21 protein-coding genes, 4 tRNA genes and 3 pseudogenes are annotated in these 23,302 nt (G+C 64.4%); 13 read left to right on the forward strand and 15 right to left on the reverse strand.

The window, feature by feature from the left end:
• Nucleotides 1–223: 223 nt before the first annotated feature.
• From trhA to ACRQ5J_RS11660, 8 genes are all read left to right on the forward strand, one after another.
• Entirely contained in the window at nt 224–841 is a 618-nt protein-coding gene (gene trhA / locus ACRQ5J_RS11625) for a PAQR family membrane homeostasis protein TrhA (RefSeq protein ID WP_432383419.1), read from the forward strand.
• A gap of 13 nt (nt 842–854) precedes the next feature.
• Complete coding sequence (locus ACRQ5J_RS11630) at nt 855–1,736, forward strand: LysR substrate-binding domain-containing protein (protein ID WP_432383420.1); 882 nt, start codon at nt 855–857, stop codon at nt 1,734–1,736.
• An 86-nt stretch (nt 1,737–1,822) separates the two neighbouring features.
• A complete protein-coding gene (locus ACRQ5J_RS11635) occupies nt 1,823–1,981 on the forward strand; it encodes a hypothetical protein (protein ID WP_432383421.1) in 159 nt (52 codons plus the stop codon).
• 136 nt (nt 1,982–2,117) lie between these two features.
• Nucleotides 2,118–2,498: a LiaF transmembrane domain-containing protein gene (locus ACRQ5J_RS11640; protein WP_432383422.1), complete on the forward strand. Its 381-nt coding sequence runs from the start codon at nt 2,118–2,120 to the stop codon at nt 2,496–2,498.
• A complete protein-coding gene (locus tag ACRQ5J_RS11645) occupies nt 2,495–3,211 on the forward strand; it encodes a LiaI-LiaF-like domain-containing protein (protein ID WP_432383423.1) in 717 nt (238 codons plus the stop codon). The genes ACRQ5J_RS11640 and ACRQ5J_RS11645 overlap by 4 nt, the downstream gene beginning before the upstream one ends.
• Complete coding sequence (locus ACRQ5J_RS11650) at nt 3,211–4,290, forward strand: sensor histidine kinase (RefSeq protein ID WP_432383424.1); 1,080 nt, start codon at nt 3,211–3,213, stop codon at nt 4,288–4,290. Before ACRQ5J_RS11645 ends, ACRQ5J_RS11650 begins: the two co-directional genes overlap by 1 nt.
• A 4-nt stretch (nt 4,291–4,294) precedes the next feature.
• Nucleotides 4,295–5,026, forward strand: coding sequence for a LytR/AlgR family response regulator transcription factor (locus ACRQ5J_RS11655; RefSeq protein ID WP_432383425.1), 732 nt, complete (start codon nt 4,295–4,297; stop codon nt 5,024–5,026).
• An 8-nt stretch (nt 5,027–5,034) separates the two neighbouring features.
• Nucleotides 5,035–5,451: a GNAT family N-acetyltransferase gene (locus ACRQ5J_RS11660; protein ID WP_432383426.1), complete on the forward strand. Its 417-nt coding sequence runs from the start codon at nt 5,035–5,037 to the stop codon at nt 5,449–5,451.
• Nucleotides 5,452–5,454: 3 nt separating this feature from the next.
• On the opposite strand, the gene ACRQ5J_RS11665 is transcribed toward ACRQ5J_RS11660, so the two are convergent.
• From ACRQ5J_RS11665 to ACRQ5J_RS11715, 11 genes and pseudogenes are all read right to left on the reverse strand, one after another.
• The gene (locus ACRQ5J_RS11665) at nt 5,455–5,913 is read right to left on the reverse strand and encodes a nuclear transport factor 2 family protein (RefSeq protein ID WP_432383427.1); all 459 of its coding nucleotides are present in this window, start codon (nt 5,911–5,913) and stop codon (nt 5,455–5,457) included.
• Between the two features lie 100 nt (nt 5,914–6,013).
• Nucleotides 6,014–6,778 carry an SDR family oxidoreductase gene (locus tag ACRQ5J_RS11670; RefSeq protein ID WP_432383428.1) on the reverse strand — a complete coding sequence of 255 codons (765 nt, stop codon included), beginning with the start codon at nt 6,776–6,778 and terminating at the stop codon, nt 6,014–6,016.
• A gap of 43 nt (nt 6,779–6,821) precedes the next feature.
• Nucleotides 6,822–9,161, reverse strand: a complete 2,340-nt coding sequence (locus ACRQ5J_RS11675) for an ATP-dependent DNA helicase (RefSeq protein WP_432383429.1) — start codon at nt 9,159–9,161, stop codon at nt 6,822–6,824.
• A pseudogene (locus ACRQ5J_RS11680) lies at nt 9,158–10,799 on the reverse strand (VRR-NUC domain-containing protein). Before ACRQ5J_RS11680 ends, ACRQ5J_RS11675 begins: the two are co-directional and overlap by 4 nt.
• A gap of 69 nt (nt 10,800–10,868) precedes the next feature.
• Entirely contained in the window at nt 10,869–11,411 is a 543-nt protein-coding gene (locus tag ACRQ5J_RS11685; protein ID WP_432383430.1) for a phasin family protein, read from the reverse strand.
• Nucleotides 11,412–11,480: 69 nt separating this feature from the next.
• Nucleotides 11,481–11,696 (reverse strand): hypothetical protein, encoded by a 216-nt coding sequence (locus ACRQ5J_RS11690; RefSeq protein ID WP_432383431.1) that lies wholly within the window; start codon nt 11,694–11,696, stop codon nt 11,481–11,483.
• Between the two features lie 10 nt (nt 11,697–11,706).
• A complete protein-coding gene (locus ACRQ5J_RS11695; RefSeq protein ID WP_432383432.1) occupies nt 11,707–12,729 on the reverse strand; it encodes a GGDEF domain-containing protein in 1,023 nt (340 codons plus the stop codon).
• Between the two features lie 234 nt (nt 12,730–12,963).
• Nucleotides 12,964–13,734 (reverse strand): sensor histidine kinase, encoded by a 771-nt coding sequence (locus tag ACRQ5J_RS11700; protein WP_432383637.1) that lies wholly within the window; start codon nt 13,732–13,734, stop codon nt 12,964–12,966.
• Entirely contained in the window at nt 13,731–14,783 is a 1,053-nt protein-coding gene (locus ACRQ5J_RS11705) for a GAF domain-containing protein (RefSeq protein ID WP_432383433.1), read from the reverse strand. The genes ACRQ5J_RS11700 and ACRQ5J_RS11705 overlap by 4 nt, the downstream gene beginning before the upstream one ends.
• Entirely contained in the window at nt 14,780–15,163 is a 384-nt protein-coding gene (locus tag ACRQ5J_RS11710; RefSeq protein ID WP_432383434.1) for a response regulator, read from the reverse strand. Before ACRQ5J_RS11710 ends, ACRQ5J_RS11705 begins: the two co-directional genes overlap by 4 nt.
• 72 nt (nt 15,164–15,235) lie before the next feature.
• Nucleotides 15,236–15,643 (reverse strand): winged helix-turn-helix transcriptional regulator, encoded by a 408-nt coding sequence (locus ACRQ5J_RS11715; protein ID WP_432383435.1) that lies wholly within the window; start codon nt 15,641–15,643, stop codon nt 15,236–15,238.
• A 91-nt stretch (nt 15,644–15,734) separates the two neighbouring features.
• Here ACRQ5J_RS11715 and ACRQ5J_RS11720 point away from each other — a divergent pair.
• Nucleotides 15,735–16,584 (forward strand): annotated as a pseudogene (locus ACRQ5J_RS11720) (SDR family oxidoreductase).
• 64 nt (nt 16,585–16,648) lie between these two features.
• On the opposite strand, the gene ACRQ5J_RS11725 reads toward ACRQ5J_RS11720, so the two are convergent.
• The 3 genes from ACRQ5J_RS11725 to ACRQ5J_RS11735 all read right to left on the reverse strand — a co-directional run bounded on the left by ACRQ5J_RS11725 (nt 16,649) and on the right by ACRQ5J_RS11735 (nt 17,137).
• Nucleotides 16,649–16,733, reverse strand: a tRNA-Leu gene (locus ACRQ5J_RS11725).
• A gap of 25 nt (nt 16,734–16,758) precedes the next feature.
• A tRNA-Leu gene (locus ACRQ5J_RS11730) sits at nt 16,759–16,843 on the reverse strand.
• A gap of 209 nt (nt 16,844–17,052) precedes the next feature.
• Nucleotides 17,053–17,137 (reverse strand) — tRNA-Leu (locus tag ACRQ5J_RS11735).
• A gap of 150 nt (nt 17,138–17,287) precedes the next feature.
• On the opposite strand from ACRQ5J_RS11735, the gene ACRQ5J_RS11740 reads away from it, so the two are divergent.
• A complete protein-coding gene (locus ACRQ5J_RS11740) occupies nt 17,288–18,853 on the forward strand; it encodes an ATP-binding protein (RefSeq protein ID WP_432383436.1) in 1,566 nt (521 codons plus the stop codon).
• A 32-nt stretch (nt 18,854–18,885) separates the two neighbouring features.
• Nucleotides 18,886–19,623 (forward strand): multidrug ABC transporter ATPase, encoded by a 738-nt coding sequence (locus ACRQ5J_RS11745; protein ID WP_432383437.1) that lies wholly within the window; start codon nt 18,886–18,888, stop codon nt 19,621–19,623.
• Nucleotides 19,624–19,696: 73 nt separating this feature from the next.
• Here ACRQ5J_RS11745 and ACRQ5J_RS11750 read toward each other — a convergent pair.
• A tRNA-Leu gene (locus tag ACRQ5J_RS11750) sits at nt 19,697–19,781 on the reverse strand.
• Nucleotides 19,782–20,065: 284 nt separating this feature from the next.
• Here ACRQ5J_RS11750 and rnr point away from each other — a divergent pair.
• Nucleotides 20,066–22,497: pseudogene (gene rnr, locus ACRQ5J_RS11755) on the forward strand (ribonuclease R).
• Nucleotides 22,498–23,244 (forward strand): 23S rRNA (guanosine(2251)-2'-O)-methyltransferase RlmB, encoded by a 747-nt coding sequence (gene rlmB / locus ACRQ5J_RS11760; RefSeq protein WP_432383438.1) that lies wholly within the window; start codon nt 22,498–22,500, stop codon nt 23,242–23,244.
• Nucleotides 23,245–23,302: the final 58 nt, after the last annotated feature.

The raw sequence follows: 23,302 nt of genomic DNA on the forward strand, positions 1-23,302 counted from the left end.
AAATAAAGATATATCATTTTGTAACATTGCTTTAAATAAATTCCGAATATGTTACGATGGCTTTTTTGCTAATTAGCAAGAATGAACGGTCGTACGTATCAAGACCGAAGGTATCGCAGCACAGGTACGGCAATGTAATCGGCGGCGGGAACATGAGCGGCGCTATACAATGCCGGTGGCCGCAGCTATCCCAGCCGCAGCCGCCACTGCATTGGAATCGACTATGTACTACGGAGAGCGCTTCAACAGCATCACCCACACCGTGGGCGCCGCGCTGGCCGCCATCGGCGGCACGCTGCTGATCATCCAGGCCAGCCGTAGTGGCGACGCCTGGAAGGTGGTCAGTTGCAGCATCTACGCCGCCACCCTGCTGGCGCTGTACCTGACGTCCACGCTGTACCACAGCCTGCGCGGCCGCGCCAAGGACGTGCTGCGGCAGATGGACTACTGCGCGATCTACCTGCTGATCGCCGGCAGCTACACGCCGTTCACGCTGGTCAGCCTGCGCGGCGCGTGGGGTTGGACCTTGTTCGGCGTGGTGTGGGGACTGGCCGTCATTGGCATCGTGCAGGAACTGCTGTTCGCCAAGGGCGCGCGCGTGCTGTCGCTGCTGATCTACGTGGCGATGGGATGGGTTGGCGTGATTGGCGCCAGCCCGCTGATCGACGCACTGGGCTGGGATGGGTTTATGTGGCTGGCGATTGGTGGCCTGGTATATACCGTGGGTATTGCCTTCTTTGTCACCGATCACAAATGGCGCTATGGACATGGCGTCTGGCACTTATTTGTATTGGGCGGCAGCGCATGTCATTTCGGCGCGGTGCTGCTGTACGTGGCGTAAGGATGGAACACCCGTGGAAATCAACTCGGACGATTTAAAAACCTTCATCACCGTGATCGACAGCGGCACCCTGAGCGCCGCCTCGGTCCACCTCGGACAAACCACCTCCGGCGTCAGCCGCGCGCTGTCGCGGCTGGAGGACAAGCTGGCCACTTCGCTGCTGACGCGCACCACGCGCCGCATGGAGCTGACCGAGGAGGGCACGGTGTTCCTCGAAAAGGCCCGCGCCATTCTCGGCGCGATGGAGGAGGCGGAAGAAACCATCCGCATCCGCCGCCAGAAGCCGGCCGGCCGCCTGTGCGTGGACGCCGCCTCGCCGTTCATGCTGCACTGCGTGGTGCCGCACGTGGCCGAGTTCCGCGCCATGTATCCGGAAATCCGCCTGGAACTGAGCAGCAACGACCAGATCGCCGACCTGATCGAACACCGCACCGACATCGCCATCCGCATCGGCGCGCTGAACGACTCGACGCTGCACGCGCGCGCGCTCACTTCCAGCCCGCTGCACGTGCTGGCCAGCCCGGCGTATCTGGCCGCCCACGGCACGCCGCAAACGCCGGAAGACCTGGCGCGGCACTCGCTGCTGGGCTTTGCGCAATATGAGCTGGGCAACCAGTGGCCGCTGCGCCACGCCGCCGGCAATAGCCTGCCGGTGACGCCGGCCATCTCGGCCTCCAGCGGCGAGACGCTGCGCCAGCTGGCGCTGGCCGGCCAGGGCATCGTCTGCCTGGCGGATTTCATGACGCGCGCTGATGTGGAAGCCGGCCGTCTGGTCAAGGTGCTGGAAGACGACTACACCGGCTATCGCCAGCAGATCCACGCGGTCTACTACCGCAACACCCAGCTGGCGCAGCGGATCAGCTGTTTCCTTGAGTTCCTGCAGCAAAAACTCTGATCTGCCCAGTGTGCGGACCCGTACAGAGGTCCGCGCGCGCCGGTCATACACTGGCCTCGTATGCTTGCCACCGCATGGAGATCATCGTGAAGCAGATTACTCACCCTTCGAAGTATCTGGTACGTGCCTATCTGGAGCGCCGTTCGCACGAAGTGAAACCGCCGCCAACGCCCGACGAAATCCGTCGCCAGCTCGGCTGGGGCCTGATGGCTTTCGAGCAAAAAGTCGGCAACGGCCGCAATTAAGCGCAGCGACCGCACAAAACGCAGCTGGCCGATGCTTTCGCCGTTCACCGGCGCTTTTCTGCCATTCGCCGAATAGCGGTTTCCCCGCCATCGGTTCCCCGGTATTGTTATATCCATACCGACCTGGGGGACCAACATGAACGTAGAAACCGCTTATCGCTGGCGCAAGCAGCTAGTCTGGGGACTGGCGCTGATCGTCGCCGGCACCATCATCCTGCTGGCGCAGCTCGACCTGCTGGACATCGACCTGAACCCGGCGCATTTCTGGCGCTACTGGCCGTGGCTGGTGGTCATCAGCGGCGTCACCAAAATCATTCCACCGACTACCTCGCGCCACTTCGTCGATGGCTGGTGGGAGATTTTCTTCGCCGGCTGGTGGTACGTCTCCTTCAATCACATCTGGGGCCTGGGCTTCGGTGAAACCTGGCCGGCGCTGCTGGTCGCCTGGGGGCTGGGCATGATGCTGCGGCCCCTGCTGGACAACATCTTCCCGCCATCGGCCAAGGAGCAAGCATGAGAACCCGCCGCCGCGAGCGTAACCCGGCTACGCAAATGATCATCGGGCTGTTTGTCATCGGCCTCGGCATGCTGTTCCTGCTGGATAACCTGGGCTGGCTGGACCTCGACCTGCGCATCCACGTGGTGCCGACCGTGCTGATCGCCGTCGGCATCCTCAAGGTGATGCAGACGCGCACCCAGTCCGGCACCGTGGTGGGCGGCGCGCTGATCCTGGCCGGCGCGGTGATCATGCTGAAGTCGCTGGGCTTCCTGTACATCGACTGGCGCGTGCTGTGGCCGCTGTTCATCATTGCGGCCGGGGTAGCGGTGGTGGTCAAGTCCACCATCAACCGCAAGACGCTGGAGCAGGGCAGCGCGTCGCTGGACAAGGATGTCAGCGACAGCACCGTCAACATCACCGCCATCATGGGCGGCTACAAGAACCGCATCCTGTCGCAGGACTTCCGGGGCGGCGAGATCACCGCCATCATGGGCGGCAGCGACCTCGATCTGCGCCAGGCGTCAATCAACGGCGAGGCGGTGCTCAACCTGTTTGCCTTCTGTGGCGGCATCACCGTCAAGGTGCCGATCGACTGGACCGTGGTCATGGAAGGCACGCCGATCATGGGCGGCTTTGAAGAGAAGACGGTGCCGCCTGCCGCCGGCGGCGTGCACAAACGCCTGATCCTGCGCGGCTACGTCATCATGGGCGGCGTGGAAGTGCGCAACTGATGTTCGAGCTGTCGTCCACCCGGCGCGGTTTGGTCATCTACCTGCTGGTATGGCTGTTCCTCGGCGCCGCACTGGGGGGCGTGATCTGGCTGGCCAGCGAGACGCCGCTGGCCAACGCCATGCTGTTCTCGATTCCGGTGAATCTGGAATATGCGTTCGCCACCGGCTATTCGGCCTTCTACCTGTGCCGCGCCTATCCGCTGGGCAGCCGCAGGCCGGGGCAGATCGCCCTGGTGTTGACGGTGGCGGCGCTGGCGTCGGGCTTTTTGTGGCTCATCGTCGGCAACCTGTGGAACGCGCTATGCCTGCTGATCGGCACCGGGTGGGCCGGCATCCAGATCACGCCGCAGCTGTCGGTGCTGATCGTGGTGCTGGGCGTGCTGCTGTACGGCTTTGCGGCCGCGCTGCATTACCTGGTGATCGAGTTCGTGCGCGCCAAGAATGCCGAGCAGCGCGAGCTGCAATCGCTGCTGATGGCGCAGGAGGCCGAGCTGCGCATGCTGCGCACGCAGATCGATCCACATTTTTTGTTCAACAGCCTGAATTCCATCAGCGCGCTGACGTCGCAGGACCCGAAGGCGGCGCGGCGCATGACGCTGGAGCTGGCGAGCTTCTTTCGCCAGAGCCTTGGCATGGAGGCGCACAAGAAAGTCACGCTGGGCGAGGAGATGGTGCTGATCCGGCACTTCCTGGCGATCGAGCGGGTGCGCTTTGGCGAGCGCCTGAACGTGGAAGAAGACATCGGCGAGGGCGCGGCCGAATGCCTGGTGCCGCCGATGATCATTCAGCCACTGGTGGAAAACGCCGTCAAGCACGGCATCTGCAATATGCCGGAGGGCGGCACGGTGCGCATCCATGCGCGGCGCGCCGGCTCGATACTGCACATCGGCGTGAGCAATCCGGTGGATGAGGACCTTTCCTCGCTGCGCAGCGATGGTCACGGCATCGGCTTGACCAATGTGCGCCAGCGCCTATCGGGCGCCTACAAACACGAAGCCGGCATCCATTGGGGCCGGAAGGAAAACAGCTTTGGCGTGGACATCACAATGCCCGCGCAAACGAGCGAACAAGGGGAGTAGAGCAATGCGTATCATCATCGTGGACGATGAAATGCTGGCGCGCGGCGTGGTGCGCGAGTACCTGTCCGAGCATGCGGACGTGGAGATCGTGGCCGAATGCGCCAACGGCTTCGAGGCGGTGAAGGCGATTACCGAGCTGTCGCCCGATCTGGTGTTCCTCGATATCCAGATGCCCAAGCTCGACGGCTTTGAGGTGGCGGAGCTTGCGGGCAGCAAAACGCGTTACATCTTTGCCACCGCGTTCGACCAGTACGCAATCAAGGCGTTTGACTTCCACGCGCTGGATTACCTGCTCAAGCCCTTCAGCCAGCAACGCTTCGATCAGGCGCTGGCGCACGCGCGCGCCAACCTGGGCGCCGGCGGCGATGCGGTCGAGCAGCTGGTGCGCGAGGCGGCCAGCCGCAACAAGCCGGTCGGCCGCGTGCTGATACGCGACGGCGCCAGGGTTCACGTCATCAACGCCGAGAAGATCGAGCATATCGAAGCGCAGGACGATTATGTGCAGATCCGCTCGGAGGGCAAGTCCTACCTGAAGAACCAGCGCATGTCGGAGCTGGAAGAGCAACTGGACGGCGAGCAGTTCCTGCGCATCCATCGCTCGTACATTGTGAATATCGCCTTCGTGGACCGGATCGAGCAGGCCACCAAGGATAGCCATGTGGCTGTGCTGAAGGACGGCAGCCGCATTCCCATCAGCCGCAGCGGCTATCAGAAGATCCGCGCGGTCATTCAATAAGGAGCCGTATGCCCAAGATAGTCATCGAAGATGGTCCGGACCAGGCAGTTATGGGTGATGTCATCACCGGGCTGACGATGTATAACGCCTCCCATGCGAACGGCGAAACGCCGGACTACCTGGTGATCTCGGTGCGCGACGACGCCGGCACGGTGCAGGGAGGACTGGTTGGCGCGACGTATCTCGGCTGGCTGACGGTGCAGGCCTTGTGGGTGGCCGATGCGCTGCGCGGCACTGGCCATGGCAAGGCGATCCTGCAAGCCGCCGAAGAAGAAGCGGTGCGGCGCGGCTGCCCGCGCGTGTTCCTCGAAACCCTGAGCTTTCAGGCCTTGCCGTTCTATGAAAAACTCGGCTACACGATACACAGCAAGCTTGCCGATTTCCCACCCGGCGGCGCGCGCTACGCGCTAACGAAAGATCTGTGAGGACTAATTGTTGGCCCGGTGTCCGTAGCTCAGGGCGCGTGTGACTTGCCACACGCCGTCGCGCAAGCGCCAGATGAGGGTGAACTCGGCGATGCCTTCGCATGTGTTGCCGCCGACCTGGCAAAAGATGTGCGAGCCTGTGGCGATGGCGCCGAAGTCCTTCACCGGCGACACCTTCAAGCTCCCCGCAACCAGTTCTCGCCGATATTTGCCGCAGACGTGGGCCTTCGTCTGCGCGATCATCACATCACGCGTCCAGGTGACGCCGCCGTTGTCGTGATAGAACTCGATGTGGGAATCGAAGTAGCTTGCGTATTTGTCCAACTGCCCCGGCTTGTCGCAGTGATTGAACGCGTCGAACATCTCCGCGTCCAGCTTGGCCACGGTGGCGGTGAGGCCGGTGTTGTCGGCCGCGTGTGCGCCGCCCGCCAGTACGCATAGCAGCATAATCAGCTTCTTCATCATCGCCCCTGTGTGTCTGGAATAGCGTTGATGTTACACGCGGCATGACGCGGTGCAGCTTTTTTCCGACGAATCGCGCAAAGCGGGCGACGAACCGCGTTCAAGTCCGATTAATGGAAACCCCGCCATCCACCAGCAGCGCCGTGCCGGTGACAAAGCTGGACGCGCCGGACGCCAGATACAGCGCCGAGCGCGCGATTTCCTCCGGAGCCGCCAGCCGTTTCAGCGCGTGCAGACCTTCGACAAATTCGCGTGCGCCGGGCGCGCTGGTGGCGGCGCGTCCCATCGCCGTGTCGGTTCCGCCGGGCAGCAGGGCGTTGGCGCGAATGCCCTGCGCGCCATGCTCGGCCGCGATCACCTGCGTCAGGCCGATGATGCCGGCCTTGCTGGCCGCATACGCGCCCATGCCCGGCATGCCGGCCGTGTAGCCGACAAAAGTCGAAGTGAAGATAAGCGAACCGCCGCCGCGCGCCGTCATCGCAGGGATCTGGTATTTCGCGCCGAGGAAGGCGCTGGTCAGGTTGGTCGCCAGCGTCTCGTTCCACTCGTTCAGCGCCACCTCCGCCAGCGGCGCCGATGGGCCCATGGCGCCGGCATTGTTGAAGGCGATATCCAGCCCGCCGAAACGCTCCACCGCGATCTGCACCAGGCGTTGCGCCAGCTGCTCGTCCCGCACATCGCCCGCCACCGCGATGGCGACGCCGCCGCCGCTGCGAATCTGTCCGGCCAGCGCTTCCAGTTCCTGCTGTCGCCGCGCCGTCACTACCAATTTTGCACCGTGCCGCGCGAACAGCAGCGCCGTCTGATAGCCGATGCCGGAACTGGCGCCCGTCACGATCGCTACCTTGCCTGTCAGTTGCTGCATGTGATATCTCCCTGTCGTGGTTGTGATGCGCCCACGATAAGGGCTAGCGTTCGGTGGCGATATCCGTATCTTGCTGTTGAATCTCGACGCGCCACCAGGCCGGCATCAGCTGCTGAATTTCCGGACGGCCGAAGCGGTCGTCGATCAGGTACACGGTGCCGCGATCGGACGTGGTGCGGATCACGCGGCCCGCCGCCTGCACCACTTTCTGCATGCCGGGATAGGTGTAGGTGTAGTCGTAGCCGGCGCCGAAGATGGTTTCCATGCGCGCCCGTATCTGCTCGTTGACCGGATTGATTTGCGGGAGTCCCAGCGTGGCGACGAAGGCGCCGATCAGCCGCGCCCCCGGCAGGTCCACGCCCTCGCCGAACGAGCCGCCCAGCACCGCAAAGCCGATGCCCTCGCTGTCCAGCGTAAAGCGGTCGAGGAACCGCGCGCGCTCCGCCTCGTCCATGCGGCGCGACTGGCGCCACACCGGCACGTCCGGATACAGCTCGCTGAACTGGTTGGCCGCCTTCTCCATGTAATCGAAGCTGCTGAAGAAGGCCAGGTAGTTGCCGCGCTGCGTTGCGTACTGCCGTCCCATCAGCTCCGCGATGGGACGCAGCGATTGCTGGCGATGCGCGTAGCGCGTCGAAATATGCGACGCCACCTGCACCGACAACTGCTCCGCCACGAACGGCGATTCCACATCCACCCAGGCGGTGGTGTCCGGCATGCCCAGCATGTCGCCGAAGTAGTTCCATGGACTGAGCGTGGCCGAGAACAGCGCGGTCGTGTGCGTGCTTTCGAAGCGCGGCTTCATGTACGGCGCCGGCACGATGTTGCGGATGCAGAGCACCGAGTTGCTGTTGCTGGCGCGCGCGCCGGCCGCCTTCTCGATATCGAACAGCGCGTGGTCGCCAAAGGTTTCCGCCAGCCGCGCGAACATCAAGGCGTTGAAGTAAAAGCTTTGCAGGTCCGGCTCCACATAACCGGGATGGTCGGCCATGTAGTCGGAGATGGCGGTGGACGCGGTCTGCAAGGCGCCCATGAATTTTTCCGGCAGCGCGGCGTAGGACTGGTACTCGGACGACTGATCCTTTTCCAGCTGGTTCCATTGCTTGTGCACGCGGTCCAGCGGTTTTTTCAATTCGTCGGGGACGATCTTGCGCAGCAGGCGCAGGCTGTCGTGCTCCATGTCGGCCGAATACATTTTGCGCGCGCGGGACACCATGTTGTGCGCCTCGTCCACCAGCACATTGACCTTCCAGTCATTGAGCTGGGTGAGGCTGTACAGCATGGCGCTGCTGTCGAAGTAGTAGTTGTAATCGCCGATGACGATGTCGCACCAGCGTGCCATCTCGCTGCTCAGGTAATACGGGCAGACGTTGTGGGCCAGCGCGATGGCGCGCAGCGTGTCGCGGTCCAGCGACGGCGGCGCGCCGCCAGCGCCATCCAACGGCGACATGATGGCCAGCGCCGAGTCGCGCGCCGCCGGCAGGCGATCGTAGAAGCCCCTGGCCAGCGGGCAGGAATCGCCGTGGCAGGCCTTGTCCGGATTGACGCAGGCGGTGGTCTTGGCCGCCAGCTCCAGCGTGCGCAAAGGCAGCAGCGGCGCGCCTTCGCGGACGATGTCCACCGCGTCCAGCGCCATCTGCCGGCCGGAGGTTTTTGCGGCCAGGAAGAAGATCTTGTCGACGCCATGTTCGGCGCTGGCCTTCAGCATCGGAAACAGGCTGCCGACGGTTTTGCCGATGCCGGTCGGCGCCTGCGCCAGCAGGCACACCTGGCGGTTGCTGGCGCGGTACATGGCTTCCGCCAACTGGCGCTGGCCGGGACGAAAATCGCCATACGGGAAGCGCATCGCCTTCAGTTGCAGGTCGCGTTGCGCGCGGTGCGCCATCTCCTGCTGCGCCCATTGCAGGAACAAGCCGCATTGCTGCTCGAAGTAGGCTTGCAGGCCAGCCGCCGTGTGGTCTTCATGCAGCACGGTTTCCTTTTGGCTGCCGATGTCGAAGTAGACCAGCGCCAGGCGGATTTTTTCCAGCCCCTGATCCTTGCACAGCAGGTGGCCGTAGATTTTGACCTGCGCCCAGTGCAACGCGCGCTGGTTGTCCGGCATCTTCTTCAAGTCGCCGCGATAGGTCTTGATTTCTTCGAGACGGTTGGCGCGGATGTCGTAGCCGTCGGCGCGGCCGCGCACGTGCAGCGGGCCGAAATCGCCGGACAGCGAAATCTCGGTCTGGTAGTCGTCATCGCGGCGCGACGTAACGACCCCATGGCCGGCGATGCCTTCCTGCGCGGTAGGCGAGGGCGTGAAGCGCAGGTCGAGGTCGCCGGTCTTGGCGGTGAACTCGCACAGCGCGCGCACGGCGACGGTGTAGCGGGCCGGCTGCGTCATGCCGCCCATTGCAGATAGCAGACCGAGACCGGCATCTCGTGCGCCGCGCAGTATTCGATCCAGCGCAGCTGGTTGTCCTGCAGGCGGTCGCCCGGGCCCTTCACCTCGATCATGTTGTAGCGGCGCTCGGCGGGCCAGAACTGGATCAGGTCCGGGAAGCCGCTGCGGTTGGATTTGATGTCCAGCAGGATGCGCTCGAAGGCGCGCCTCAGGTGCAGCGGCGGAATGCAGTCCAGCGCCAGGTCGAGCAGGTCCGCGTCTATCGCTTCCCAATACAGGAACGGCGACTGGATGCCGTATTTGGCGGCGTAATTGGCGCGGATGGTGGCGCGATACTGCTCGCCGTCCAGCTGCGACAGCGCGCTGCTGAATTGCAGCGCGCGGCGGCGCTGGAAGTCGGCGCTGTGCAGATCGGCCGGGCCGCGATGGTAGGGATGGAAGAACGCGCCCGGTATCGGTGAAAACACCGCATCCCAGCACAGCAGGCCGAACAGCGAATTCATCAGCGAATTCTCGACATAGTAGACCGGCGCGTCCGCGCGGCTCAGGTGGTCGCGCACAACGAATTCGACGTAGCTGGCTTGCTCCGGCGGCGGCAGGCTGAGGTCGATACGGTCGGCCTGCGCCAGCGTCACCGGCGGCGGCTTGGCGTGGCCCAGCTTGCGCGCCAGTGCGCGGCGCCATGCGCAGCAACTGCTGGCGCTCGGCCTCGCTCTCCGGCGCCAGCAGCGCGAGTTGCAGCAGCTCGAACGCTTCGCGCGGCTGTTCGTTCTTCTCCAGCACGCGGATGGCGCGCGCACGGGCGCCGGGATAATCGCAATCGGCATACAGCGCATGCGCGGCCGTCCAGTCGCGCAGTTTCTCGACGTGCTGGGCGATGGCGAACACCAGCTTGCTGCGGCGGCTGCGCAGCCATTCATTGTCTTCCGGGCACGGCGGCAGGTCGGCGATGACGGCCGCCGCCGCCTCGCCCTCGGCGAAGCGCTCGTGGCAGCGGTGGATGGCGAGGAAGTCGTCGATGTCGCGCCGGCTGCGGAAGCCGCGCGCGGCCGGCGAGAACTCCACCTTTTCGTACTGGTAGATGCCAAGGTCGGATAGCACGAACTCGGTCCAGTCCTGATGGTAGTTGCCGAAGAAGATCAGACGCAGGCGGTCGCACAGTTCCTGCGTCAGGTTGCGATAGACGTGGTCGCCGGAATTGGCGTACCAGGCCGAAAAGCGGTGGCCGGCGTCGTATTGCTCGCGCAGCGCCTCCAGCTGATCGGCCTTGCGCAAATGCTTGACGTGCGCGCCGAGCTGGAACACTTTGACGATTTCCGGCTTTTGCAGCAGCTCGAACAGTTCATCGAGGCACAGCTGCGGATCTTCCTCGATCAGCCCCAGTTCGGCCAGCGGCCGGGCCGCCTCGTGCGTGCTGCCGATTTCCGCGTAGACCAGCTTGCTGGCACGGAAAATCGTGCCCTTGCGCATGACCATGCGCACGAACAGCGCGCGCGATGCTTGCGGCAGGGCGGGGAAGCGGCTCAGGAAATCGCGCTCGTCGGCGTTGAGCAGATCGTCGTAGCGTTCGCCGATCCACGTCAGTACCTGGTGAAAATTCTCCAGGTAGTAAAACGGATTGTCGAGAACTTTGATCATTGCAGCGGGACGAACGGGACATTAACTGTATTTATGTACAGTGTATCGCGTTACGCCCCGCTTGCACAGTTATTTCTTGGCGCCCTGGCTGACCAGGGCGTTGGCCTTGGCGATTTCCGCTTCCACCGCTTGCACCGCCTGCTGGGTGGCCTTGGTCACCTGCTCATAGCCGGCGAAGGCGTTGTCGATCGCGGTCTTGACGATCTGCACCGCGTTTTCCGAGCCCGGCCGCACGTTTTTGGTGACATCATGGATCAGCGCGCTCAGATTGTTGCGGGCCTCGGCCACGTGGGCGTCGGCGGCGCGGGTGAATTCCGCGCGGATCTCGGCGATGATGTCGCCCAGTTGCTGGTTGTAGCTGGCGGCGCTGGCCACGCCTGGCTGGAGCTGCTCGGCGGCCAGCTGGATGGCGGCCCGGGCGTCGTTGGCCTGGCTGATTTCCTTGCCGGCGGCCAGGCCGTCTTGCAGCTTGGATCTGGCGGTGGCCAGGTTGAGGGCGATCACTTGCTCGACGCCCTGCACGGTCTTGCTGGTCAGGGTGTTGAACGTTTCAAGCTGGAATTCAAACAGCGCTTTGGTGGCATTGGCAAATTGCTCTGGATTCGTGAACATACAGTCTCCTCAAGAAAAGGTTGATGCAGCTGGCAGCGACTCCGGTTCCCCCGTGTTCTTATAATTTAATTATCGTACAACAATTGGCTTTTCACAACGCGCATCCTTGAACGGGCCATAGGCTTTTTCCCAGCCCGGCCCCAGCGGCGTCTGCGAGCAGAACAGCGAGCCGTCGATTTTACTGCGCCATTTCCACCACGGCGCCGGCGCCGCGTCCAGGCTGGCGCAGCCCAGGATCAATGCCAGCGCCAGCGCGCGTTTTGCGCTTCGGGTTACGTTCCTCATACTCCATACCTTAAACCAGTTGCGCGGCGCACACGCGGTTGCGGCCGCCGTTTTTCGCAGCGTACAGCAAATCGTCGGCGGCGGCGATCATATTGACGTGGGCCGCGTGCGCGGCGCTGGCGAAATCGACGCTGGCCACGCCGAAACTGGCGCTCACCGCAATGCGCTCGCGCTCGTGCTGCACCGGCGTCTCGGCCAGCGCCTGGCGCAGCCGTTCGGCCAGCAGCGTGCCGCCGGCCAGGTCGGTTTCCGGCAGGATCAGCAGGAATTCCTCGCCGCCGTAGCGCACCACGCTGTCGACATTGTCGCGCGTCATCGACTGCAGCAGCGCGGCGAAGTGCTGCAACACGCTGTCGCCGCCGTAGTGGCCATAGCTGTCGTTGACGGCCTTGAAGTGGTCGAGGTCGCACATGATGACCGACAGGCTCAGGCGGTAGCGCTGGGCGCGTGAAATCTCCGTTTCCAGTATCTGCTGGTGCAGGTGGCGGCGGTTGTAGCAGCCGGTCAGCGGGTCGCGCACCGCCAGGTTTTTCAGCACCATCTGTGCGCTGTATTCCTCGCGCCACAGGATTTGATAGCGCCGCGCCGCCACGTAGCCGAACAGATTGGTCAGCGCCAGCAGCGCCGCCATCGTGCCCAGTTCGATGCCGTCGACCCCGCCCAACCACCACGCCAGCCAGATGAAAATGACGGTTGCCACCGCCGCGATGAGCGCCGCGTACACCAGCCGGTTGGGAATGTAGATGTAGAGCACGATGACGACGATGGCCATCGAGATCGCATGCAGCGAGAACTCACTCGGCCGCAGCGCGGCGATCAGCAGGAAGCCGGCGGTGCCGGCGATTTCGACGATGTTGGCGGCCAGCCGCGTGACCGGGATCGAGTCCGGCTGGCGCCGCAGCAGCACCAGGCAGCCAACTACGGTAGCCGCCACGGCCACGCGCGCGCCCATCAGCAAGCAGGTCGTCAGTTCATAACCAACCCACACCAGGTCGGTGAAGGCGAAGCCCAGGTAGAACAGCGCGCAAAACAAAAGGTGACGCGCAACTGCTCGCGCGTCATGCGCAGCTGGTGCTGGAGGAAATCGTTTTCCGTCGGGCCATCGCGGAATTCGCACAACAGCGGCGCGACTTGGATTGTCCTGGACGAAACCGGATGGGGTAGCATGGCCGCGTGTCTCCGCTGTAGGCCGGCTGCTTGCCGGTCTGATACGCTGCATTATACGTCTGCAACAATTGTGGCGGGAAAACTTCGCGCATGCTAGCGTCTAGCGTGGCGCGGTTTTCGGCAGCCGCAGCATGAAACTGGCGCCCCTGCCGGGCGTGCTGGCGGCGTCGATACGGCCGCCCAGCACGCCGGTGACGATGTTGTGTGTTATATACAAACCGAGTCCGGAGCCGCCCGAACCCATGCGCGTGGTGAAGAACGGATCGTAAATTCTTGGCAAGTTTTCCTCTGGAATGCCGACGCCGGTGTCGCTCAGCGTGATGGCCACTTCGCCGTTGCCGCTGTCATGCGCCGACAGCGTGATGCTGCCGTGGTTGCGGCTGCGGCTGTCGAAGCCGTGCACCAGGCTGTTCTCGATCAGGTGGTGCAGCGCCTGCGTCAGCGGGCCCGGATAGCTGTCCATCTCCAGCCAGTGCTCGACGTCCTCGATCAGTTCCAGCTCGCGCCCGCGCACCTCGGCCTGGACCGACTGCATCAGCTGCGCCACCACGTCGCCCAGCATGAAGCGGCTGCGCTGGCTGCCGCCGCCGTCGACGGCGATGCGCTTGAAACTGTCGACCAGCGCGGCTGCGCGGTTCAGGTTGCGCAGCACCACCTCGTCCGCGCTGGCGGCCTGGGCCAGGTAGGCTTCCAGCACCGACTTGCGCAGGCCGCTTTCCAGATCGTGGCGCAGCGCGGCGGTGCGCTCGCTCATGCTGCTGGCCATGGTCAGGGCGTTGCCGATCGGCGTGTTGAGTTCGTGCGCGACGCCGGCCACCAGCGCCCCCAGCGCGGCCAGCTTGTCGCGCCGCACCAGTTCCTCCTGCGTCATGCTGAGGTTGTCCAGCGCGGTGCTGAGTTCTTCGTTGATGTGCTCGGCTTCCTCCTTGGCCTGGCGCAGCTCGGCGGTGCGGGCCGCCACCAGGTCTTCCAGATGCTCGCGGTGGCGCTGCAATTCCTCCTCGCGCCGCGTGCGGCCGATGGCGATGCCGGCCGGTGGGTGGCGGTCTGGATCAGGCGGCGGTCCTCGTCGTTGGGTTCGCGCACCTCGGGGTAGTACATGGCGAACGAGCCGAGCACCGTGTCCTTGTCGAGCAGGATGGGCATCGACCAGCAGGCGCGCAGGCCATAGTGGACGGCGACGTTGCGGTAGGGCGCCCACAGCGGATCGTTGAGGATGTCGCTGACGATCACCGTCTCCTTGCGGAACATCGCGGTGCCGCAGGAGCCCGCCGCCGGGCCGATCGGCAGGCCGTTGAGCGCAGCCAGGTAGTCGCGCGGCATGCTCGGCCCGGCGCCGGTGTGGACCGTCACGGCATCATCGTTGAGCAGCATGACGGTGCACAGGCCGCCGTCCAGCTGCGCTTCGATCATGCGCACCAGCTTGTCCAGCGTTTCCGGCAGCGCGGCGCCGCGCGCGATCATTTCCAGCAAGGCGTTCTTGCCGTCGCGCAGGGCGGTGGCCAGCTTGCGCGGCGTGATGTCGACGATGCGCACGTGCATCAGCCGGTGCTCGGCGGTGGTCAGCGGCACCATGCGCACTTCGCAGGCGATTGGCCGGCCCGAGCTGTGCCGCATCTGCAGCTCGAACATTTGCGCGGCGCCGGCCATCACGCGCTCGACGTCGGCGCCGACGACGTGGTCGGTCGGCTCGCCGTTCGGCTGAACTGGCGGGCAGAGCGATAGCAAATCGGTTTGCACCAGCTCGGTTTCGGTCATGCCGAACAGCTGGCGGGTGCGCAGGTTGACGTCGAGGATGCGATGGCTGCCGCGCTGCATCAGCAGGATGGCGTCCGGCGAGCCTGCCAGCATGGTGTGGTAGTTGACTTCCAGCGTGGCCATGGTCGGCATGCCGGCCAGCACCGGCGCCGGCGCGATCACGTGCAGGTGCAGCAGGATTTTTCCGCCAGGTCTTCGGCGTTGAAGGCCATCGGCAGGTAGGCGGCGGCGCCGGCTTCCTGGGCGCGGATGCGTTCCTCATCGCTGGTATGACTGGATAGCAAAAAGACCGGCAATGGCCGTGCGCTGGCCTGTTGCAGGCGAGGGCACAGTTCCAGGCTGGCGCTGCCGGCCAGCGCCACGTCCAGCAGAGCCAGCGCGATATTCCCGCCGCGCACGGCGGCCAGCGCCTCGTCGCCGCGGCCGACGGTCTGCACCTCGAAGCGGTGGCGCGCCAGCATGCGGCGCAGCGCGGCAGCATCGTAGGCCATGCTGGCGGCAATCAGGATGGTGTGCGGCTGATCGGATGAGAACGGCGGCATCATGGTGGCAACGACAGCTCCGCAGTGCGGCTTGGGGACGAGTGTATTACAAGATGGTCGCGCGCGGAGGGCTTATGCCGCTTTCAGTGCGGCAGCGTCCTGAGCCTGCTGAATCAGGGGAAAGTTGTCCTCGATCCAGTCGACCAGCACTTCCAGCCGCGCGGCGGCTTCCCGGCCCAGCGGCGTCAGGCTGTATTCCACGTGCGGCGGCACCACCTGATGGGCGACCCGCAGCACCAGGCCGTCATAGGCGAGGGCGTCCAGCGTCTGCGCCAGCATTTTTTCGCTGACGCCGCCGATCGCGCGGCGCAGTTCGCTGAAGCGGTGGGTGCGTTCGAGCAGCATCACCAGCACCAGCACGCCCCAGCGGCTGGTGATGTGGCCGAGCACGGCGCGTGACGGGCAGTCGGCGGCCATGACCTCGCCGCGCCGCTCCTGATGCTGGCGCTCGATGGACTTGCGCAGGGATTTACTGGACATGGGATCTCCGGGGTACTTACTAAAATGTGCGTACTTACAATTCGTAAGTATAGAGGATATCATCGATTCATCCACTTTTTAAGGAGAAACCATGATTATCGTTACCGCCGCCACCGGCCAGCTGGGCCGCCTCGTGATTGCCGAATTGCTCAAGCGCGTGCCCGCCGAACAGATCGTCGCCGCCGTGCGCGACCCCGGCAAGGCGGCTGACCTGGCCGACCAGGGTGTGCTGGTTCGCCACGCCGACTACAACGACCGGGCCTCGCTGGACGCCGCCTTTGAGGGCGCCACCAAGGTGCTGCTGATTTCGTCGAACGACCTGGGCAACCGCGTGCCGCAGCACCGCAACGTCATCGACGCCGCCGCCCGCGCCAAGGTGGCCCTGCTGGCCTATACTAGCGTGCTGCGCGCCGACACCTCGACACTGGCGCTGGCGCCCGAGCACCGCGCCACCGAACAGGCGATCCGCGCCGCCGGGCTTCCATACACGCTGCTGCGCAACGGCTGGTATGTGGAGAATTACACCGGCGCGCTGGGCGGCGCGTTGTCGCACGGCGCCTTGGTGGGCAGCGCGGGCGAAGGTCGCATCGCCGCCGCGGCGCGCGCGGACTATGCGGAAGCGGCGGCGGTGGTGTTGACCAGTGCCGGCGCGGTCGAGCAAGTGTACGAGTTGGCGGGCGACACGGCCTTTACGCTGGCCGAATTGGCGGCGCAAGTGTCGCGCCAGGCCGGCAAGACCATTCCGTACAACGATCTGCCGCAGCAGGATTACCAGTGCCTTGCTGCTGCAACTGGGCCTGCCGGCGCCGCTGGCCGGGCTGCTGGCAGACTCCGACGCACAGGCCGCGAAGGGCGCGCTGTTCGATGAAGGCAAAGCCCTGAGCAGGCTGATCGGCCGTCCGACCGTCTCGCTGGCGGCCGCCGTCCAGGCCGCGCTGTAAAACAAAAAAGCCGACTGGACATGAGTGCTTGTGCACTCGGCCAGACGGCTTTTTGCGGAATTCTTGGTGCCCACGGAGGGACTCGAACCCCCACACCTTGCGGCACATGGACCTGAACCATGCGCGTCTACCAATTCCGCCACGTGGGCATTTGTAACTTCAATCATCAGCGCATGGTGCCCACGAAGGGACTCGAACCCCTACACCTTGCGGCACATGGACCTGAACCATGCGCGTCTACCAATTCCGCCACGTGGGCGCTGATGTCTTGCTGTTACTTTCTGCTGCGTGTTCTGCAACAGAAGGCATGCATCTTAAGGGGCGAAACGGCGGTCGTCAATAGCATTTTGCTGCTTTTGTGAAATTATTTAATTCGACGACATCGGCATCGGGCTGGAAATGAAAAAGCCGCCTGGCATGAGCGCGATCCTGATCGCGTTCAGCCAGACGGCTTTTTTGCGGAATTTTTGGTGCCCACGGAGGGACTCGAACCCCCACACCTTGCGGCACATGGACCTGAACCATGCGCGTCTACCAATTCCGCCACGTGGGCATTTTACTGCTTGCTCTGTCGCCTTGTTCGCGTCAGAGGCCAGCATATTACGGCAACAACTTGTTTTTCGCAAGTGTTTTCGCACTTGCGTGTTGCGATGCGCTTTCGTAAGCTTGATTCCTGTCATTTCAACAATGCCGGAGTCAGCTTATGGATAGTTTCATGCCGCATGGGCACTGCTTCCTGTGGATACCGTCGATATTGTGGACCAGCGTCATCTCCGACGCGCTGATCGCGCTGGCCTACCTGACGATTCCGATCTCGCTGGTGTACTTCATCCGCAAGCGGCGCGACATGCCGTTCGACTGGATGTTCATCGCCTTCGGCGTGTTCATCCCGGCCTGCGGCGCCACCCACATCGCCGACATCTGGGTAGTGTGGAATCCGGACTACGTGATGTCGGCCACGCTGAAAGCGATCACCGCCGCCGCTTCGGTGGTGACGGCCATCGCCATGGTGCGCCTGATCCCGATCGCGCTGCGCATCCCCAGCCCGGCGCAGCTGGCGGCGGTCAACGCTGAACTGCAGCGGGCCAACGACGACCTGCGTGCCGCCATGGAGCGCGCCGAAGTGGCCAACCACGCCAAGAGCGCCTTTCTGGCCTCGATGAGCCACGAACTGCGCACGCCGCTCAACGCCATCCTCGGCTACACGCAAATTCTCAAGCGCGACAAAAGCCTGAATGCGACGCAGCAGTCCGGCATCAGCACCATTCAGCAGGGCGGCCAGCACCTGCTGGCGCTGATCAACGACGTGCTCGACCTGTCGCGCGTGGACGCGGGCAAGATGGAGTTCCATCCGAAACCGGTGCGGCTCAACGATTTGCTGTCGGTGGTGGCCGACATCATGCGCGTGCGCGCCGAGCAAAAGCATTTGTGCTTCGAGCTGGAGTTGCATGACGGCTTGCCGGCCGCCGTCAGCGTCGATGAAACGCGGCTGCGGCAGGTGCTGCTTAACCTGCTGGGCAATGCGGTCAAGTTCACCGACCGCGGCGCCGTGCGCCTGCGCGTATCGCCGCTGCCGCCGGCCGTTTCGGAAGAGGGCGTGGCGCCGCTGCGCTTCGAGGTCATAGACGAAGGCATCGGCATCGCCGCCGACCAGCAGGAGGCCATTTTCCGCCCGTTCGAGCAGGTGGGCGACGCTTCGCGCCGCGCTGGCGGAACCGGCCTCGGCCTGGCGATCAGCCGTCAGCTGGTGCGGCTGATGGGCGGCACGCTGCGCGTCGACAGCGTGCCGGGCAAGGGCAGCCATTTCTGGTTCGAGGTGCCGCTGAAAGTGGTTGAGGCGCCGGGCGCGCCGGCCACCGGCGAGCGCCTCGCCGGCGGCTATGCCGGTCCGCGCAAAACCATCCTGGTGGTGGATGATGTGGCCACCAACCGCGCCTTGCTGCGCGACCTGTTGGGCTCGCTAGGCTTCCGCACGCTGGAGGCGGAAAACGGCACGGCGGCGCTGATGCAGTCGCAGGCGGCGCGGCCGGACATGGTGCTGCTCGATATGGTCATGCCGGGCATGGACGGCATCGAAACCACGCGCCGCCTGCGTGCCGACCAGCGCACCTCCGAAACGCCGGTGCTCATTATCTCCGCCAGTTCCACGCCGGAAGAGGAAGAGCGTTCGCTGGAGGTGGGCGCCAATGCCTTCCTCGCCAAGCCGGTCAACGAGCACGACCTGCTGCGCGAGATCGGCGCGCATCTGAAGCTGGAGTGGACCGAGTAGAATCACGGCTCTGCAATCAAGGGAGCAAGACGTTGAAAATTCTGTATGCACTTGCGGCGGGCCTGTGGATGCAGGCCGTCAGTGCCGCCGATGTGTGCGATGGTGTCGCTGCCGCCGTGGCGAAAAGCGCGGACGTCGGCGCGCCGGCGGTTTCCGCCGCCTGCAAGCCATGGCCGCATGACCCCAGGCTGCTGCTGTCGGCCTACGCCTTTGGCAACGACGAGGATGATAAGACACTGGTGGTGGCGCTGGTCGATGCCGCCACGCGGCGCGTGGTCAGCAGCTACCAGGCCGTGGCGGCGGAAGACGCTTCCGTGCATTTCGGCGGCAACAGCTTGCGCATCGATGCCGCGCCTTACCAATTGGCGCCCGGCGTGCGCGCCTTTGGCATTCGCTTTGCCAGCGACGCGCGCGGCGCCAGCTGTCCGGATGGTATCTGGACCGACGAGCTGACCTTGTTCGTTGCGGATGGCAAGGCGTTGCGACCAGTGCTGCGTGGCGTGCCGATGACCCGTTCGGAGGCGCGCAAGGGCATGTTTTGCAGCGGCGCCGGCGAGTTGGTCTTCGACGAGGCCAGGCTGACGGTGGGTGTGGCGCCGAGCACCTCGCACGGCTACGCCGACCTGGTGCTGAGCGCGCGCATCACGCGGCAGGGCGGCGACAGGCAGGGGCGTGTGACAACCGAGCGTCAGACGCTGCGCTACGATGGCCAGGCGTACCGGGCGACGGCGCAGCCGTGGTGGCTGTCGTTTTTCCCGTTGGGCGAGTAGAAATGAAAAAGCCGCCTGGACATGAGCGCGATCCTGATCGCGTTCAGCCAGACGGCTTTTTTGCGGAATTCTGTGGTGCCCACGGAGGGACTCGAACCCCCACACCTTGCGGCACATGGACCTGAACCATGCGCGTCTACCAATTCCGCCACGTGGGCACTGATGCTTCTCAACAACTCTGCTATTATATCGACCGGGAGAGTTTTGCGCCAGATGAACTTTGACATTCCTTACTGCACATCAACCCTGTCTTGCAGATCCCGCCGCTTGCGCTGCGGGAGACCGAGATTATAGAGCAATCCACGGCGAAGTCAAATGCCTCCCGAAAATATTTTTGCGCGCCCGGCACGGGCGTGAATTAGTCAAGCACGGCGATTCCAAGTACACTACGCCTGTCGCGCATGCCTTATATATGCCAACCCTGTAAAAAATTAGAAAACTTTTGAGCCAACCTACACACACCATTCCCAGCCGGGAGGAAATTCTCGGCATCTTCCGCAGCGCCAAAGGTCCGCTGGACCTGCGCGCCCTGTCGAAATCGCTGAAAGTCGCCACCGACGCCCAAGCTGTTCTGTCGCGCCGCCTGAACGCGATGCAGCGTGACGGCCAGATCCTGATCGACGACAACGGCCAGTATTCGCTGGCCACGCAGACCGGCTTCATCGCCGGGCGCGTCAGCAGCCACCGCGACGGCTTCGGCTTCGTCATCCCGGATGAGCCGGGCGAAGACCTGTTCCTGCCCGAAAAGGAAATGCAGAAAGTGCTGCATGGCGACCGCGTGCTGGCCAAGATCGTCGGCGTCGACCGCCGCGGTCGTTCGGAAGGCACCATCGTCGAAGTCACGCAGCGCGCCAACACCCACATCATCGGCCGCCTGCTGAACGAAAACGGCGCCTGGATCGTGTCGCCGGAAGACCAGCGCATTTCGCAGGACGTGCTGGTGGAAGGGGCGATCGGCAAGGCCAAGGCCGGGCAGGTGGTCAGCGTCGAGCTGACCGAGCAGCCGATGCGCTTCAAGCAGCCGGTCGGCAAGATCGTCGAAGTGCTCGGTTCGCTGGACGATCCGGGCATGGAAATCGAAATCGCCGTGCGCAAGTTCGGCGTGCCGCACATCTTCTCGGACGCCGCGCTGAAACAGGCCAACAAGCTGCCGGACCACGTGCGCGAGTCCGACTGGGGCGACCGCGTCGATTTGCGCGACATTCCGCTGGTCACCATCGACGGTGAAGATGCGCGCGACTTCGACGACGCGGTCTACTGCGAGGCGATCAAGATCGGCCGCAGCAAGGGCTACCGCCTGATCGTCGCCATCGCCGACGTCAGCGCCTACGTCAAGCCGAACGACGCGCTCGATACCGACGCGCTGGAACGCAGCACCTCGGTCTATTTCCCGCGCCGCGTGATCCCGATGCTGCCGGAAAAACTGTCCAACGGCCTGTGCTCGCTGAACCCGGCGGTCGACCGCCTGACCCTGGTGTGCGACGCCGTCATCACCGCCAAGGGCGAGATCAAGGCTTACCAGTTCTATCCGGCCGTGATCCACTCGGCCGCGCGCCTGACCTACACCGAAGTGGCCGACATCCTCGGCAACACCAAGGGCCCGGAGGCCAAGCGCCGTGCCGGCCTGGTGCCGCACCTGACCGATCTGTACGACGTGTTCCAGGCGCTGCTCAAAGCGCGCGCCGAACGCGGCGCCATCGATTTCGAAACCACCGAAACCTATATCGTCTGCAACCCGAACGGCAAGATCGAAAAGATCATCCCGCGCACCCGCAACGACGCCCACCGCCTGATCGAGGAATGCATGCTGACCGCCAACGTGTGCGCGGCCGATCTGCTGATCCGTCACAAGCACCCGGGCACCTACCGCATCCACGCCACGCCGACCGCTGAAAAGCTGAAGCAGGTGCGCACCTTCCTCAAGCAGGTCAACCTGCACCTGGGCGGCGGCGACAAGCCGGCGGCAGCCGACTACGCCGCGCTGATGCGCGAGATCAAGGAGCGCCCGGACGCGTCGCTGCTGCAAACCATGCTGCTGCGCTCGATGCAGCAGGCGGTCTACTCGCCGGATAATATCGGCCACTTCGGCCTGGCGTATGAGGCCTATGCCCACTTCACCAGTCCGATCCGCCGCTATCCGGACCTGCTGACGCACCGCGCCATCAAGGCCATCCTGCTGGGCAAGAAGTACGAGCCGAAGATCGCCAGCACCAGCGTGCTCAACACCAACGTCTCGAACGCCACCCGCAAGCAGCAGGCCAAGGACAAGGCCGAAGGCAAGGAGAAAAAGCCGCCGACCTGACCGTGTGGGACGCGCTGGGCGTGCACTGCTCGGCCAACGAGCGCCGCGCCGACGAAGCCTCGCGCGACGTCGAGAACTGGCTCAAGTGCTACTACATGCAGGACAAGCTGGGCGAGGAATACACCGGCATCATCACCGGCGTCGCCACGTTCGGCATCTTCGTGCAGCTGGACCAGCTGTTCGTCGAGGGCATGGTGCACATCACCGACCTCGGCCAGGACTACTTCCAGTACGACGACGCCCGCCACGAACTGAAGGGCGAGCGTTCCGGCAAGACCTTCCAGCTGACCGACCGTGTCAGCGTGCAGGTGGTGCGGGTGGACCTGGAGTCGCGCAAGATCGACCTGCGCCTGGCCGGCGCCGACGCCGTGCCGCCGCGCGAAGGCCGCGCCGACGCGCCGTCGAAGGACCGCAAGACCAACATCAAGCCTGGCCCGGCGACCCCGGCCGCCAAGCCAGCCCGCAAGCCGGCGGCGAAATCCGCCGCCAAGCCGGCCGCCAAGGCCAAGGCCGCACCCGCGGCCAAACCCAGAGCAGCCAAAGCTGCCCCTAAAAGTAAGAAGAAGCGATAAATGAGCAAGAACAAAATGATTTTCGGTTTCCACGCGGTGACCTCGCGCCTGCGTCACGAGGCCGCCACGGTGGAAGAAATTTTCGTCGACGCCACGCGTGACGACCGCCGCATGAAGGACTTGATCGCCAATGCCAAGGCGGCCGGCGTGCGCGTGATGCCGGTCGATTCGGCGCGCCTGGACAAGATCGTCGGCACCCGCCGCCACCAGGGCGTGATCGCGTTTGCGTCGCAGCTGGCGCTGGCGCGCAACCTGGACGAGCTGCTGGACGCCATCGACGGCCCGCCGCTGCTGCTGGTGCTGGACGGCATCACCGATCCGCACAACCTGGGCGCCTGCCTGCGCGTGGCCGACGGCGTCGGCGCGCACGCGGTCATCGTGCCGAAGGACCGCGCGGTCGGCCTGAACGCCACCGCCGCCAAGGTTGCCTCCGGCGCGGCTGAGACTGTGCCGTACATCACCGTCACCAACCTGGCGCGCACGCTGCGCGAGTTGAAAGAGCGTGGTATCTGGCTGATCGGCACCTCGGACGACGGCGACAAAGGCCTGTACGAAGCCGATTTCACCGGCCCGACCGCGCTGGTGATGGGTTCGGAAGGCGAGGGCATGCGCCGCCTGACGCGCGAAACCTGCGACATGCTGGTTAGTATTCCGATGTTCGGTTCGGTCGAGAGCTTGAATGTGTCGGTTGCTTCGGGCGTTTGTTTGTATGAGGCGCGGCGCCAGCGTATTGCTAAGGAGGCATAAGCGGCCTTCGCTTCGGCGGACGCAGCATGGGTCCCCGCCTGCGCGGGGACGACGTGGC

It is taken from the genome of Duganella sp. P38, from assembly GCF_050859475.1.
In the GTDB taxonomy this organism is placed as follows: Bacteria; Pseudomonadota; Gammaproteobacteria; order Burkholderiales; family Burkholderiaceae_D; genus Rugamonas.

What these genes read in the sequence shown, in the direction of transcription:
- ACRQ5J_RS11685 (WP_432383430.1), bottom strand. Translation starts at nt 11,411, where the DNA reads ATGTTCACGAATCCAGAGCAATTTGCCAATGCCACCAAAGCGCTGTTT.
- ACRQ5J_RS11650 (WP_432383424.1), top strand. Translation starts at nt 3,211, where the DNA reads ATGTTCGAGCTGTCGTCCACCCGGCGCGGTTTGGTCATCTACCTGCTG.
- ACRQ5J_RS11700 (WP_432383637.1), bottom strand. Translation starts at nt 13,734, where the DNA reads ATGACGCAGGAGGAACTGGTGCGGCGCGACAAGCTGGCCGCGCTGGGG.
- ACRQ5J_RS11675 (WP_432383429.1), bottom strand. Translation starts at nt 9,161, where the DNA reads ATGACGCAGCCGGCCCGCTACACCGTCGCCGTGCGCGCGCTGTGCGAG.
- ACRQ5J_RS11640 (WP_432383422.1), top strand. Translation starts at nt 2,118, where the DNA reads ATGAACGTAGAAACCGCTTATCGCTGGCGCAAGCAGCTAGTCTGGGGA.
- trhA (WP_432383419.1), top strand. Translation starts at nt 224, where the DNA reads ATGTACTACGGAGAGCGCTTCAACAGCATCACCCACACCGTGGGCGCC.
- ACRQ5J_RS11655 (WP_432383425.1), top strand. Translation starts at nt 4,295, where the DNA reads ATGCGTATCATCATCGTGGACGATGAAATGCTGGCGCGCGGCGTGGTG.
- rlmB (WP_432383438.1), top strand. Translation starts at nt 22,498, where the DNA reads ATGAGCAAGAACAAAATGATTTTCGGTTTCCACGCGGTGACCTCGCGC.
- ACRQ5J_RS11740 (WP_432383436.1), top strand. Translation starts at nt 17,288, where the DNA reads ATGGATAGTTTCATGCCGCATGGGCACTGCTTCCTGTGGATACCGTCG.
- ACRQ5J_RS11665 (WP_432383427.1), bottom strand. Translation starts at nt 5,913, where the DNA reads ATGAAGAAGCTGATTATGCTGCTATGCGTACTGGCGGGCGGCGCACAC.
- ACRQ5J_RS11645 (WP_432383423.1), top strand. Translation starts at nt 2,495, where the DNA reads ATGAGAACCCGCCGCCGCGAGCGTAACCCGGCTACGCAAATGATCATC.
- ACRQ5J_RS11660 (WP_432383426.1), top strand. Translation starts at nt 5,035, where the DNA reads ATGCCCAAGATAGTCATCGAAGATGGTCCGGACCAGGCAGTTATGGGT.
- ACRQ5J_RS11690 (WP_432383431.1), bottom strand. Translation starts at nt 11,696, where the DNA reads ATGAGGAACGTAACCCGAAGCGCAAAACGCGCGCTGGCGCTGGCATTG.
- ACRQ5J_RS11715 (WP_432383435.1), bottom strand. Translation starts at nt 15,643, where the DNA reads ATGTCCAGTAAATCCCTGCGCAAGTCCATCGAGCGCCAGCATCAGGAG.
- ACRQ5J_RS11710 (WP_432383434.1), bottom strand. Translation starts at nt 15,163, where the DNA reads ATGCCGCCGTTCTCATCCGATCAGCCGCACACCATCCTGATTGCCGCC.
- ACRQ5J_RS11670 (WP_432383428.1), bottom strand. Translation starts at nt 6,778, where the DNA reads ATGCAGCAACTGACAGGCAAGGTAGCGATCGTGACGGGCGCCAGTTCC.